Source organism: Actinokineospora sp. NPDC004072, from assembly GCF_053604195.1.
Genome location: NZ_JBSGHB010000013.1, coordinates 135,435 through 149,355, shown reverse-complemented (window position 1 = coordinate 149,355; position 13,921 = coordinate 135,435). Strand labels below are relative to the sequence as shown.

The 13,921-nt window shown below is 73.2% G+C and carries 9 protein-coding genes; 4 read left to right on the top strand and 5 right to left on the bottom strand.

The window, feature by feature from the left end:
• The first annotated feature begins 32 nt into the window (after window positions 1-32).
• Together ACWEPX_RS21215 and ACWEPX_RS21210 are read left to right on the top strand one after the other, a co-directional pair.
• Window positions 33-1,784, top strand: coding sequence for an ABC transporter ATP-binding protein (locus ACWEPX_RS21215; protein ID WP_451898932.1), 1,752 nt, complete (start codon window positions 33-35; stop codon window positions 1,782-1,784).
• Window positions 1,781-3,493: an ABC transporter ATP-binding protein gene (locus tag ACWEPX_RS21210; protein WP_451898931.1), complete on the top strand. Its 1,713-nt coding sequence runs from the start codon at window positions 1,781-1,783 to the stop codon at window positions 3,491-3,493. Before ACWEPX_RS21215 ends, ACWEPX_RS21210 begins: the two co-directional genes overlap by 4 nt.
• Window positions 3,494-3,553: 60 nt before the next feature.
• Here ACWEPX_RS21210 and ACWEPX_RS21205 read toward each other — a convergent pair whose 3' ends face one another.
• Genes ACWEPX_RS21205 through ACWEPX_RS21185 form a run of 5 tightly spaced genes read right to left on the bottom strand, consistent with a single transcriptional unit; the run spans window position 3,554 to window position 11,052 of the window.
• The gene (locus ACWEPX_RS21205) at window positions 3,554-4,588 is read right to left on the bottom strand and encodes a tellurite resistance/C4-dicarboxylate transporter family protein (RefSeq protein WP_451898930.1); all 1,035 of its coding nucleotides are present in this window, start codon (window positions 4,586-4,588) and stop codon (window positions 3,554-3,556) included.
• Window positions 4,573-5,298, bottom strand: a complete 726-nt coding sequence (gene narI, locus ACWEPX_RS21200) for a respiratory nitrate reductase subunit gamma (RefSeq protein WP_451898929.1) — start codon at window positions 5,296-5,298, stop codon at window positions 4,573-4,575. The genes ACWEPX_RS21205 and narI overlap by 16 nt, the downstream gene beginning before the upstream one ends.
• Window positions 5,295-5,831 carry a nitrate reductase molybdenum cofactor assembly chaperone gene (gene narJ / locus ACWEPX_RS21195; protein ID WP_451898928.1) on the bottom strand — a complete coding sequence of 179 codons (537 nt, stop codon included), beginning with the start codon at window positions 5,829-5,831 and terminating at the stop codon, window positions 5,295-5,297. Before narJ ends, narI begins: the two co-directional genes overlap by 4 nt.
• Window positions 5,828-7,381: a nitrate reductase subunit beta gene (narH, locus tag ACWEPX_RS21190; protein ID WP_451898927.1), complete on the bottom strand. Its 1,554-nt coding sequence runs from the start codon at window positions 7,379-7,381 to the stop codon at window positions 5,828-5,830. Before narH ends, narJ begins: the two co-directional genes overlap by 4 nt.
• Window positions 7,381-11,052: a nitrate reductase subunit alpha gene (locus ACWEPX_RS21185; protein WP_451898926.1), complete on the bottom strand. Its 3,672-nt coding sequence runs from the start codon at window positions 11,050-11,052 to the stop codon at window positions 7,381-7,383. Before ACWEPX_RS21185 ends, narH begins: the two co-directional genes overlap by 1 nt.
• A 195-nt stretch (window positions 11,053-11,247) precedes the next feature.
• Here ACWEPX_RS21185 and ACWEPX_RS21180 point away from each other — a divergent pair, with 195 nt between their 5' ends.
• Entirely contained in the window at window positions 11,248-11,691 is a 444-nt protein-coding gene (locus ACWEPX_RS21180; protein WP_451898925.1) for a hypothetical protein, read from the top strand.
• Between the two features lie 364 nt (window positions 11,692-12,055).
• On the top strand, window positions 12,056-13,843 hold the full coding sequence (locus ACWEPX_RS21175; RefSeq protein WP_451898924.1) for a serine hydrolase domain-containing protein: 1,788 nt from the start codon (window positions 12,056-12,058) through the stop codon (window positions 13,841-13,843).
• Window positions 13,844-13,921 lie beyond the last annotated feature (78 nt).

Sequence of the window (13,921 nt, the reverse complement as noted above, 5' to 3'; positions counted from 1 at the left end):
TGCCCCGCGACGCGCGGAAAGAGGGGCCGCCGGTGGCCGCCCTCGATTCTGCCGAGCAGGCGCCGAAGCTGGGCTCGTTGCTGCGTCCCCACCTGCCCGGGTTCACCGCCGTGGTGCTCCTCCAGGTCGTGGGGGCGGTGGCGGGGTTGGCGCCGCTGCTGGCCGTGGCCGAGCTGGGGCGGACGCTGCTGGCGCCCGGCCCGATCGACAGCGGTCACGTGCGGTTCGTGGTGATCGCGGGGGCGGTGGGCATGGTCGTGCGGCTGGCGTTCACCGCGGCGGCCTCCGGCGTCGGGCACCTGCTCGACGACCGGGTGCAGTTGGACCTGCGCAGGCGGCTGGCCGGGCGGTTGGGGCGGGCGCCGCTGGGCTGGTTCTCCCGGCGGCGCACCGGCGAGCTGGCCAAGGTGGTCGGCGACGACGTGGCCGCCGTGCACCCGGTCATCGCCCACACCCCCGGTGAGCTGGTCGCCGCGTTCGTGGTGCCGCTGGTGTCGCTGGTCTACCTGTTCACCGTCGACTGGCGGCTGACGCTGATCACGCTCATCCCCGTTGCGCTGGCGGTGGCGATGGTCCCGCTGATGATGACCCCGACCCGCCTGCGCGAGCAGGAGGAGTTCGACGCGGCGATGGGGCGCATCGCCACCTCGGTGGTGGAGTTCGTCCAGGGCATCGCGGTGGTCAAGGCGTTCGGCGGGGGTGAGCGCGCCCACCGGGGATTCCGGACGGCCGTGGACGCCTTCGTCGGCAGCTTCCTGCGGATGGTGCGCGGGCTGTCGGGGATCGCCGCCGCCATGCAGGTGGCGCTGTCGCCGCCGTTCGTGCTGCTGGTCATGCTCGTCGGCGGCGCAGCGCTGGTGGCCTCGGGCGGGCTCGCCCCCGCCGACCTGCTGCCGTTCCTGCTGCTCGGCCTCGGCCTGACCGCGCCCGTCGCGGCCCTCGGCCACGGCTTCGACGACCTGCAGGCCGCCCGCCGGGCCATCGGCCGCATCCAGGACGTGCTGGCGGTGCCCGCGCTGCCGCAGCCCGAACGCCCGCTCGCCCCGCAGGGCCACCGGGTGGAGCTGCGCGGTGTCCACTTCGGATACGAGGCGGACCGCGACGTGCTGCGGGGCGTCGATCTGGTCCTCGAACCCGGGACGGTCACCGCGTTGGTGGGGCACTCGGGGAGCGGGAAGTCCACATTGGTCCAACTGCTGCCGCGCTTCTTCGACCCGACAGCCGGGTCGGTGTCCATCGGCGGGGTCGACCTGCGCTCCGTCGACAGCCGCGAGCTGCACCGGCTGGTCGCCTTCGTCTTCCAGGACGTCCGCCTGCTGCGCGCGTCGGTCGCCGACAACATCGCGCTGGCGGTCCCGCACGCCGACCGCGCCGAGATCATCCGGGCCGCGCGGCTGGCCGAGATCCACGATCGGATCACCGAGCTGCCGCACGGCTACGACACCGTCCTCGGCGCGGAGGCCACCCTCTCCGGCGGCGAGGCCCAGCGGGTGGCGATCGCCCGGGCCCTCCTCGCCGACCCCCCGATCCTGGTCCTCGACGAGGCCACGGCCTTCGCCGACCCCCGCACCGAACAGGCCGTCCGCCGAGCCCTGGCCACCCGCCAGGGCGACCGCACCACCCTGGTCATCGCCCACCGAATGGCCACAATCGCCGACGCAGACACCGTCGTAGTCCTCGACGGCGGCGTCGTCGCCGAACACGGCCCACCCGCCGAACTGCTGGCCGCAAACGGCCCGTTCGCAGCGTTCTGGCGCACCTATGAGGAAAGTGAGACCGGATGATCTCCACGTTGCTGCGGGTGCTCGGCCCCGGGTTCGCCCGGCCGGTGCGGCGGACCGCGGCGTTGATGACGGTGACCGCGGTGGCCGAGGGGGCCTCCTACGCGCTGCTGGTTCCGGTGTTGCGGGCGCTGTTCGGGGGCGATCCTGCCGGGGCGTGGCCGTGGCTGGGCGGATTCGGCGGTGCGGTCGCGCTCTACGCGGTGCTGCGCTACCTCAGCGACCTGTCCGGGTTCCGGGTCGGGACGACGTTGCTGCGGGGGATGTACCACCGGCTCGGCGACCATCTGGCTCGGCTGCCCGTCGGGTGGTACAGCACAGCGCGGGTCGGGGAGGTGTCGGTGCTGGCGGGCAAGGGTGTTCTGCGGAGCATGAGCGTGATCGCGCATCTGCTCGCGCCGTACATCTCCGCGTGCGTGACGCCGCTCGCGGTCGTCGCGGTGATGCTGGCCTACGACTGGCGGCTGGGGCTGGCCGCGCTGGCCGCCGCCCCAGTCGTGGTGGTGGTCCAGCGGTGGAGCGGGCGGGCGATGGCGACGAGGGACGCCGAGCGGGCCGCGCGTGACCACGACGCGACGGCGCGGGTGGTCGAGTACCTGCAGGCGCAGCCGGTGCTGCGGGCGGGCGGGCGCACCGGCGAGCGGTTCCGGCTGCTGGACGACTCGCTGACCGACCTGCAACGCGCGTCGCGGCGGACCGTGCTCGCGGCGCTGCCCGGGGTGGTCGGACTGGTAATGGTCGTGCAGGCAGCGTTCACCGCGCTGCTGGTCCTGGGGGCCTACCTGGCCGTCGGCGGGGGCATCGGGGTCGCGGAGGTGCTGGCGGTCCTGGTGCTGGCCGCCCGCTGCGCCGACCCGGTGCTGTCGCTGTCGGACCTCGGCGGGCAGCTGCGCGTGGCGCGGGCCGAGCTGGACCGGCTCGACGCCGTGCTGCGCACCGAGCCGCTGCCGCAGGCGGCCGAGCCCGTCCGGCCCGAGGGCGACGACGTGGAGTTCGACGGGGTGACGTTCCGCCACGGGGATCGGGTGGTGCTCGACGGCCTGTCGCTGGCCGTGCCGCAGGGGCGGCGGGTGGCGGTCGTGGGGCCGTCGGGCGCGGGGAAGACGACGCTGCTGCACCTGCTGGCCCGCTTCCACGACGTGCACGGGGGCGCGGTGCGCATCGGCGGGGTCGACGTGCGGGCGATGGACCCCGACGAGCTGATGTCCCGGATCGCGATCGTCTTCCAGGACGTCTACCTGTTCGACGGCACCATCGAGGAGAACATCCGCATCGGCCGCCCTGACGCGACCGACGCGCAGGTCCGGGCGGCGGCGAGCGCGGCGGGCCTGGACGAGGTGGTCGCCCGCCTGCCCGACGGCTGGTCGACGACCGTCGGCGAGGGCGGCGCCCGGCTCTCCGGCGGCGAGCGCCAGCGCGTCTCCATCGCCCGGGCCCTGGTCAAGGACGCCCCGATCGTCCTGCTGGACGAGGTGACCTCCGCGCTGGACCCGATCAGCGAAGCCGCCGTCCACCGCGGCATCGAACGCCTCATGGCGGGCCGAACGGTGCTGATGGTCGCCCACCGCCTCCGCACCGTCCAACGCGCCGACCACATCGCCTTCCTCGACAACGGCCGCGTAGTCGAGTCAGGCACCCACACCGACCTCCTCCGCAAAGGCGGCCGCTACGCCGACTTCTGGGCCATCTCGACCGCCTCACCCACCACCTGACACCACTCCGGCCGCGCCGAGCACCCGATGCGCAGGGCGTTCGGCGCGGCCGGTGAGGCGCTAAGCCGACTTCTGGGCCAGGTCGACCTCCTCGTCCGGTGGGGGGTGCCTTGGGGTGGGGGTGGAGCGGCGGGTGGCGGTGTGGAGCATGGCGGTGAAGACGATGAGCCAGAGGGTGGCGGCGGGCCAGGCTTCGGCGTGGCCGAGGGTGATCAGCCAGCCTGCGTTGGTGGCCTTGCCGAGTTCGGTGGTGGCGACGGCGTGCATGCCGACCGGGAAGACCATGCTCCAGAGCGCGGTCTGGTAGCGCACCGGCACGCCTTGGCGCAGGTGGCGCCAGGCCGTCAGGGCGATCAGGAGGGGGATCAGCCAGGTGCCGAACGACCACAGGGCCGCGCACACCGTCACCACCGCGCCCGGGGGCAGCAGGTGGACCGGCTGCGGCTGGGCGAGCTTGGCCCCCGCCAGCACCGAGATCGCGGCCGCGCCCATGAACACCCAGTAGGGCGGGGTGATGTCGGCGGGGTGCAGCAGGAGCCGGGCCAGGACGAGGGCGGCGATGAGCGGGTAGAGCAGCAGGCCGATGCCCCAGCACGCGGTGGCGAGGGCGGTCAGCGGGGCCGTGCCGGTGGCCGCGCCCAGGTCTGCGGCGGCGACGGCGACCGACTGGGTGCCCACGACCCAGAGGAACCAGGTGCCGTCGACGGCGGTGAGGCCGCCGCGGACCCGGCGGGTGATCATGGCGAACGGGATGCCGTGGGCCAGGACCAGCCAGCTCAGCGCGCCTGCGCCGAGCAGGACGGCGGCGGCGGGGTGCCAGCGCTCGGCCGTCGCCCGCCCGGCCAGCACGTCCGACGCCGCGGTCATAGCCAGGAAGGCGAAGCCGCGCTCCCCCGCCAGCCGGGCCACCACCGGCCGGGGCGGGCGCAGGCAGGTGGCGACCAGCAGGGCGAGGTAGCCCGCCGCGGCGACGGCGAGCAGCGCGGCGGAGAGCACCCGCACGTCCCGCAGCGCGGTCGACAGGATGCCGGTCGCCATGACGAACGCGAACGCGCCGGGGTCCGCCGCCCGCGGCGCGGTCAGGTTTCGTTCCACCCGCGTGGGCCTGGTCGGGTGGTGAGCCTGCGGGAGTCGCGCACGCGGTAGACCAGGTACGGCCGGAACAGGTACTGCACCGGGGCGGTGAGGGCGTGGACGAGCCTGCCGTAGGGCACCAGGGCCAGCAGGACCATGCCCGCGAGCGTGTGCAGCTGGTAGGACAGCGGCACGTCGACCATGAGCTCCGGGTGCGGGTGCAGGGTCAGGATGCCGCGGGTCCACGGGGCGATGGTGGCCCGGTAGTCGTAGCCACCGCCGCCGTTGGTCAGGACGGTGGCGGCCATGCCCAGCAGCAGCGCGGCCCCCAGCACGGCGTAGACCACCAGGTCGCCGCGGGTGGTGGCGGTGCGGACGGCCGGGGTGCGCCAGCGCCGCCAGGCGAGCAGGCCGAGCCCGGCGGTGGCGGCCGCCCCGGACAGCGTGCCCAGGCCGAGCGCGGCCAGGTGGTAGAGGTGGTCGTCGACGCCTGCGAACTCGGTGACGGCCTTGGGGACCAGCAGGCCCGCGACGTGCCCGCCGAGCACGAGCAGCAGGCCGAAGTGGAACACCGGGCTGGCGACGCGCAGCAGCCGGGACTCGTGCAGCTGGGAGCTGCGGCTGGTGATGCCGAAGCGGTCGTGCCGGAAGCGCCAGACGACGCCGCCGACGAGCACGGCGATGGCCAGGTAGGGCAGGACCGTCCATTCCAGGACAGACAGGGGGGTCATGGCTTGCCTTTCGCGGGCACGGTGTCGAGCACCGCGGCGACGGCCGATGCGTAGGGCGTGCCCAGGTCGGCCAGGCGCTGGTGCAGGGTGTGGAGCGCGGGGCGGAACTCGGCGACGACGCGCTCGCCCGCCTGCCCGCCGCGGGCGGCGAACTCCAGCACCATCGGCAGGTAGTCGGGCAGCTCGTCCTCGGGCGGGTGGAACCCGCCGCTGCGGTAGCGGGACTTGAGCTCGGCCAGGGACCGGCCGCGGCGGCGGGTGTCGCCGTCGGTGTACCAGGTGAGGTAGAGGCAGCGGCGGGCGCGGGTGTCGAACACCTCGACGTAGTGCCGCTCGGCCGCGCCGGGGTCGCTGTCGCGCAGGTGCGCCAGGACCGGGGCCAGCAGCGCCGCGGCGCCCGGCGGCGTCTCGGCCAGGCACTCGTGCAGCAGCGGGAGGCGGTCGCGCAGGGCGGCGTCCGGGTAGTGCAGGCACCACGCGGCGATCTGGCGCACCAGCGCCCGTCCGTCCGCTGTGGACTTGCGGAGCCTCATCGGCGGAACAGCCCGTCCGGCCGGCTGCCCGAGCTCCAGGTGAACAGCTCGGTCGGCCCGGAGCGCGCCCCGCCGCCCATGCCGGGGCCGCCGTCGGTGTCCAGCGAGCAGCCGGTGGCGATGCCCTCCAGCGCGTGCGCGCGGCCGATGCCCGCGGTGGGGATGACGTAGCGCTCGTCGTACCTGGCCAGCGCCAGCAGCCGGTACAGGTCGCGCACGGCATCGCCGAACATGCCGACCGCAGCGGCGGCTTTGGTGTCCGGGCGCTCGCCGAGGTTGACCGCCCGCATGTGCGAGCGCATGGCGGCCAGCTTGCGCAGGGCCAGCTCGACGGGCCCGGTGTCGCCCGCGGTGAACAGCTCGGCCAGGTACTCCACCGGGATGCGCAGGGCGTCGATCGCCCCGAAGAGGTTGTCGGCGGACTCCCCGTCGAAGCCGGTCTCGGCCAGGGCGTCGACCACCGGGGACAGCGGCGGGATGTACCAGACCATCGGCAGCGTGCGGTACTCCGGGTGCAGCGGCAGCGCGACGCGGTGCTCGACGATCAGCGAGCGCACCGGCGAGCGCTGCGCTGCGGTGATCCAGTCGTGCGGGATGCCCGCGCGCTCGGCCGCCGCGACCACCTCGGGGTCGTCCGGGTCGAGGAACACCCCCAGCTGGGCGGGGTAGAGCCGCTGTTCGTCGCGCACCGACGCGGCCGCGCCCACCCGGTCGGCGTCGTAGAGCAGCACGCCGATGTAGCGCAGCCGACCGACGCAGGTCTCCGCGCACACCGTCGGCTCGCCGACTTCCAGCCGCGGGTAGCAGAAGGTGCACTTCTCGGCCTTGCCGGTGCGGTGGTTGAAGTACACCTTCTTGTACGGGCAGCCGCTCACGCACCGCCGCCAGCCCCGGCAGCGGTCCTGGTCGACCAGCACCACGCCGTCCTCGACCCGCTTGTAGATCGCCCCGGACGGGCAGGAGGCGACGCAGGAGGGGTTGAGGCAGTGCTCGCAGATGCGCGGCAGGTAGAACATGAACGCCTGCTCGTACTCGAACTTGATGCGCTGCCCGGTCTTCTCCCGCAGCCTGCGCACCACCGGGTCGTCGGCGCCGTGCTCGGGCGTGCCGCCGAGGCTGTCCTCCCAGTTCGGCCCCCACTCCACGCTGGTCGGGGCCCCGGTGATGGCCGAGGTGGGCCGGGCGACGGGGGTGTCGTCGCCGAGCGGGGCGTCGGTGAGGGTGCGGTAGTCGTAGGTCCAGGGCTGGTAGTAGTCGTCGAGGGCGGGCATCGCCGGGTTGGCGAACAGCGACGCCAGGCCGCGGAGCCTGCCGCCGCCGCGCAGGCGCAGCCGCCCGCGCCGGGTCAGCTCCCAGCCGCCGCGCCAGCGGTCTTGGTCCTCGTACCGGCGCGGGTAGCCCTGGCCCGGCTTGGTCTCGACGTTGTTGAACCAGGCGTACTCCACGCCGGACCGGTTGGTCCACGTCTGCTTGCAGGTGACCGAGCAGGTGTGGCACCCGATGCACTTGTCGAGGTTCATCACCATCGCGATCTGCGCCATGACCCGCATCAGTAGGTCACCTCCTGGGAGCGGCGGCGGATCACGGTGACCTCGTCGCGCTGGTTGCCGGTGGGGCCGTGGTAGTTGAGCGCGAAGCTCTGCTGGGCGTAGCCGCCGATGAGGTGGGTGGGCTTGATGCGCAGCTGGGTCAGCGAGTTGTGGACGCCGCCGCGCTTGCCGGTCTCCTGGCTGCGCGGCACGTTCACCGTGCGCTCCTGGGCGTGGTAGAGGAAGACGGTGCCCGGCGGCATCCGGTGGGACACGATCGCCCGGGCGACGACGACGCCGTTGCGGTTGACCGCCTCGATCCAGTCGTTGTCGGACACCTCGATCGCCGCCGCGTCCTGCGGGCTGATCCAGAACGCGGGCCCGCCCCGGGAGAGGGTGAGCATCAGCGGGTTGTCCTGGTACTCGGTGTGGATCGACCACTTGGAGTGCGGGGTGAGGTAGCGGACCACCACCTCCCGGCCGTGGGGCCCGATCCGCGGCTCGCCCGCGATGCGGTGCTGGTCCAGCGGCGGCCGGTAGACCGGCAGCTGCTCGCCCAGCTCGGCGATCCACTCGTGGTCGAGGTAGACGTGCTGGCGGCCGGTCAGGGTGTGCCAGGGCTTGAGGCGCTCGACGTTGATGGTGAACGGGGCGTAGCGCCGCCCGCCCGACTCGTCGCCGGACCACTCCGGGCTGGTGGTGACCGAGGCGGGCCGCGAGCGGGTGTCGGCGAAGGTGACCCGGTGCCCGGCGGCGTGCTCGGCGAGGTCGGCCAGCGGCTTGCCCACCCGGGCCTCCACCGCGCGGAAGCCCTCGACGGCCAGCCTGCCGTTGGTGGTGCCCGACAGCGCGAGGATCGCGTCGGCGGCGCGCTGGTCGGTGTCGATCAGCGGCCTGCCCGCGGCCGGGCCGCCTGCGGCGACGCCGTTGCCGGCGGCCAGCCAGCGCAGCTCCGGCTCGACCTCGACGGTGTAGCCCTTGACGGTCGCGCCGAGCTTGTCCAGCAGCGGCCCGAGGGTCGCCAGCTTCGCCGCGACGGCCGGGTAGTCGCGCTCCACCACCGTCAGCGTGGGGAAGGTGCGCCCGGGCAGGGGCTCGCCGTCGCCTGCGCGCCAGTCGCGGACCGCGCCGCCGGGCTGGGCCGTCTCGCCGGGGGTGTCGTGCAGCAGCGCGGTGGCGACCACGTCCCGCCGCACGCCGAGGTGGGTCTTGGCCAGCTCGCTGAACCGGGCGGCGATGGTGTGGAAGATGTCGAAGTCGGTGCGGGTCTGCCACGGCGGGTCGACCGCGGCGTTGAAGGAGTGCACGAACGGGTGCATGTCCGTGCTGGACAGGTCGTGCTTCTCGTACCAGGTGGCCGCGGGCAGCACCAGGTCGGCGAACAGCGTGGTGCTGGTGTGCCGGAAGTCCAGCGCCAGCAGCAGGTCGAGCTTGCCCTCGGGGGCCTGCTCCCGCCAGCGCACCGAGCGCGGGCGCGCCGCTTCGGGCACCTCCTCGGCGCGCAGGTTCGACGCGGTGCCGAGCAGGTGCCGCAGGAAGTACTCGTTGCCCTTGGCCGAGGAGCCCAGCAGGTTCGACCGCCACACGGTGAGCACGCGCGGCCAGTTCTCCGGCGCGTCCGGGTCCTCGCAGGCGAAGCCCAGCCTGCCCGCCCGCAGCTCGGCGAGCACGTGCTCGCCCGCGTCGACCCCGGCTCCGACGGCCTCCTCGGCCAGGTCGAGCGGGTTGCGGTCGAAGGTCGGGTAGGACGGCATCCAGCCCAGCCGGGTCGCGGTGGCCAGGCAGTCGGCGACCGCGGCCCCCGCCAGCCTGCCGGGCGCGCCGGGCCAGGTCAGGGCGTCGGTGGTCAGGCCGTCGTAGCGCCACTGGTCGGTGTGGGTGTACCAATAGCCGGTGCCGATCATCTGCCGCGGCGGCCTGCACCAGTCCAGCGCGCCCGCGAGCGTGGTCCACCCGGTGAGCGGGCGCACCTTCTCCTGGCCGACGTAGTGCGCCCAGCCGCCGCCGTTGCGGCCCTGGCAGCCGGTGAGCAGCAGCAGGGTCAGGAAGCAGCGGTAGATCGTGTCGGAGTGGAACCAGTGGTTGGTGCCCGCGCCCATGACGATCATGCACCGGCCGCCGGAGCGCAGCGCGGTGTCGGCGAACTCCCGGGCGATGCGCGCCACCCGCTCGGCCGGGACGCCGGTCAGCTCCTCCTGCCAGCCCGGGGTGCCCGGGGCGGTGGCGTCGGCGTAGTCGGCGGGCCACTGCCCGGGCAGGCCCGCGCGGCCCACCCCGTACTGGGCCAGCAGCAGGTCGAAGACGGTGGTGACCAGGTGCCCGCCGATCTCGCGCACCGGGACGCCGCGCACCACGGCCGTCCCGGTCCCGTCGGGCTCGTCGAACCGCGGCAGCGCCACGGCCGCGGTCTGCGCCCCGCTGCCGTGGAGGGTTAGGGCGGGGGTGACCCCGGCCAGGTCGAGGTTCCAGCGGCCCGGCTCGCCGTCCCAGCGGAAGCCGAGCGAGCCGTTGGGGGCCAGCGGCTCGCCGGTCGCCTCGTCCACCAGCACCGTCCGCCACCGCGCCCCGGGCGACTCGTCGCCGAGGTCGGCCGCGCTGAGGAAGCGGCCGGGGACGTGCTGGCCGTCGGCGGTGGCCAGGGTGACCAGGAACGGCAGGTCGGTGTAGCGGCGCACGTAGTCGGCGAAGGCGGGCACGGTCCGATCCACGAAGAACTCCCGCAGCAGCACGTGGCCCATCGCTATAGCCAGCGCCGCGTCGGTGCCCGGGTGCGGGGCTAGCCACTCGTCGGCGAAGGTGGTGGCGTCGGAGTAGTCCGGGGAGACGACCACGACCTTCTGGCCGCGGTAGCGCGCCTCGGCCATGAAGTGCGCGTCCGGGGTGCGGGTCACCGGGATGTTGGAGCCCCACATCATCAGGTACGCCGCGTCCCACCAGTCCGCGGACTCCGGCACGTCGGTCTGGTCGCCGAACACCTGCGGCGAGGCGATCGGCAGGTCGGCGTACCAGTCGTAGAAGGACAGCATCGGCGCGCCGATCAGCGCCATGAACCGGGAGCCCACGGCGTGGGAGACCATCGACATCGCCGGGATCGGGGAGAAGCCCGCGACCCGGTCGGGGCCGTACCGCTTGATGGTGTGCACGTGCGCCGCGGCGGCCAGCTCCGCGGCCTCGGCCCACGGCACGCGCACCAGGCCGCCCTTGCCCCTGGCCCGCTGGTAGGCCCGCCGCTTCACCGGGTCGTCCACGATCGACGCCCAGGCCAGCACCGGGTCGCCGTGCACGCGCATGGCCTCCCGGTACATCTCCACCAGCACGCCGCGGGCGTAGGGGTAGCGGATGCGGGTCGGCGAGTAGGAGTACCAGGAGAACGACGCGCCGCGCGGGCAGCCGCGCGGCTCGTACTCCGGCCGGTCCGGCCCGATCGACGGGTAGTCCACGTCCTGGGTCTCCCAGGTGATGATCCCGTCCTTGACGTAGACCTTCCACCGGCACGAGCCGGTGCAGTTGACCCCGTGCGTGGAGGGGACCACCTTGTCGTGGCTCCACCGGTCCCGGTAGAAGCCGTCGGCGCCGCCGCCGCGGAAGACCGCGCGCAGGTCGTCGGTGCTCTCCTCCTTGGTCAGGAATAGCCCCAGCCGCAGCAGCGCGTCACCGGGCGTCCCGGTCGACTGCCCGGGGTCTCCCCGCAACGACCACACCACCATCCCCACCCCTCCCCGAAAACGGGCACGGAATCTTTGCCGAGCGGCAATGAGGCGCTCGGGGCAACCGTACTCCCTCCCATTTGCCAACTAGTTCCTTATGTCCGCATCCACGACTCCGATCACCGATTTCACTCGACTGGGGCATAGCAGCCAACGCGGAAATCACTATCGTCGGGAAACGTGAGCGCCCGTGCCCTCCTGCACGTCCGCGCCGCGGTTTGGGGCGAATCCGACAATCGCGTCGCACTACTCCTGCTGGCCGGGGAATCCCCCGACCAGCCGCCGGGCGGACTGGAAGACCCGCTGGTCAGCGCCCTGCTGCCGCGGGGCATGCCGGTTCTGCGCGGGGTCGACCCGCTCATCCTGCGCCGTCCGCCGGGATGGCGGGCCAGAATGGGCGACACCGGACACATCACGCTCGAATGGCCAGGCAGACGTCCGTTGCTGAATGGCATTCCCCTCCCGCTGCCGGATGCGTGGCGGTGGGTGGCCCGGCGCCAGCGGGCGGTCGCCCTGATCGCGGGCGGCCACCTCACCGAAATCCCGGCGCAACCGGCCGCGGTGGGCGCGCTCGCCGAATCCGGCGCGCTCGTGGGGGCCGCGGTCGAATACCTCGAAACCTGACGTCACCCGTTTGTCCCACGCCGATCGCGGTATCTTTTCCAGAATGCGACCAGCCGGTGGCGGCATTCACTGGAAACCGGTGGCCCGGACGCCCGCGACCGTCCTCTGTGGAGTCTGCGGCGGCTTGGCGGCCCACCGCCCGGCTCGACGGTCGTGATCTTCATCGGCCGAGCGGGCCCGGCAGCAGGCCGGCTCGACCCCACGCCCGGCGCGGTGCGGCGGGCAGCCCATCCCGCGGAGACCGGTCAGCCCATCCGATGCGCGCATCCGGCCGAACACATTCCAGTAATGGCTGCTCGGGACCGAGAAATGCACGACCGTCACGCTCTGCCCATTATGTGACCAAAGTCATCGGCCTACCAGTATGCCGAGTTTGCGCAGGTCAGCTCGGGTGCGTCGACCACATACCGCCACTGTGGGCGATTGTGTCGCAACCGTTGGCCCGCTACCGGCAAATCTGTTCGCACAGCCACACGAACGGCCTAGTCGGCACAACCGGGCACTACTTGTCACATTCGCCCCCGAGAGGGCAACAGCACTGATCAGCGCGCCCGGCCCGCAGTTTACTGAACGGTACTCAGCTCTCCGCAGAATCGGGCATCCCGATCTCAAACCAAGCAACGGGGTGAACTTGCGATGTGGCCCCCGACACCTTCTTACGCTCTGTCCACCGCACCCGCCCCACACCGGTTCCGGAGTGCGGGAAATGGTGGCGACCGGCGGTAGTCAGCTTGTGCGGACCGCAGTCCCCAGACGTATAGTCCGCTGGTGGCGAAAGCTTGATGACAACCATTTAACTGAGAGGAAGGGAAGCCCGATCAACAAGTCCGCGCCCAGGGCGGGGGGCGGATTTCAACCATCGGGCCACGCGACCATGTTCGACCTCTTGGACATTGATTTACCCCGATTACGGGAGAAGACCGGAACCCCCGGAATGCAACTGGCGATCTGCCGCGGGGGGCAGGTCCGGTCCATCACCGACGGCGTGGCCGACCACGAGACCGGCGCCCCCCTGCGCGCCGACGCCGCCGTCCCCATCGGCTCCATCACCAAGGTGTTCACCGCGGTCCTGGTCCTGGCGCTGGTCGCCGACGACGAGGTGGACCTCGACGCCCCGATCGCGGACTACCTCGCCATGCTGCGCGGCACGCCCATCGCGGGGGTGACGGTGCGGCAGCTGCTGACGCACACCTCGGGTGTGGTCAACGAACCGCCCGGCGACGGCGTCGCCGAGTCCGTCCCCCGATACCTGCGCGCGGTCGCCGCCTGCGGCACGCTGCACGAGCCCGGCTCCGCCTTCTCCTACGCCAACGCCGGGTCGACCATCCTGGGCGCGGTCGCCGCGCAGGTCACCGGGCTGAGCTGGGCCGAGGCGGTGGCGGCCGTGGTGCTCGACCCGCTCGGGATCGCGCCGCGGTTCGTCGGCTCGCACCCGGTCGTGCGCGGCCACGCCGTGGGCGGCGGCCGGGTCCGCCCGGTCGACCAGGCCATCGGCGCCGCGCAGGCCGCGGCGGGCGGGCTGGCGTGCTCGGCCGAGGACCTGGTGCGGCTGGGCCGCGCGCTGCTGGCGGGGGGCAGGCGCACCGGGCTCGACGAGGTGGACTTCGCGGCCATGCTGGTGCCCGAGCCCGCCGCCCGGCCGGTCGGCCTGGCCGACGGCTGGGGCCTGAGCCTGGCCCGCTTCGACACCGGGTCCACCTCGTGGTGGGGCCACGACGGGATGGCCAACGGCACCTCCTGCCACCTGCGGGTGCACCCCGCGGACGGCACCGTCGTCGGGTTCACCACCAACGCCACCAGCGGCCACGACCTCTGGCGCGCCCTGCTGCCCGCGCTGGCCGAGCGCGGGCTGGTCGTCGGCGACCACCGCCCGCCCAAGCCGCAGGGTCCGCCGCTGCGGTCGGTCGCCGGTTTCGCGGGCGACTACCGCAACGGCGACACCGACTACCGCATTGTCGCGCGCGGCCCCGAATTGGTGCTGGTGGTCGACGACGCCCCCTCGGCGCGGCTGGTCCTGTCCCACGACGGCGTGTTCGCGCTGTGCGACCCGGACTCCGGGGAGCGCGTGCAGACGGGATTGTTCCTCGCCGGCTCCGACAATTCGATCGCCGGGCTGCAAATAGCGGGCCGGGTGGCGCGGAAGGTTTCCTAGCCACCCGATAAAGCCCCACTGAACACCCCATTCGACTGCCGGTCGCCCCGTGGCCGAGCGGGCGATACCCCCTGTTCT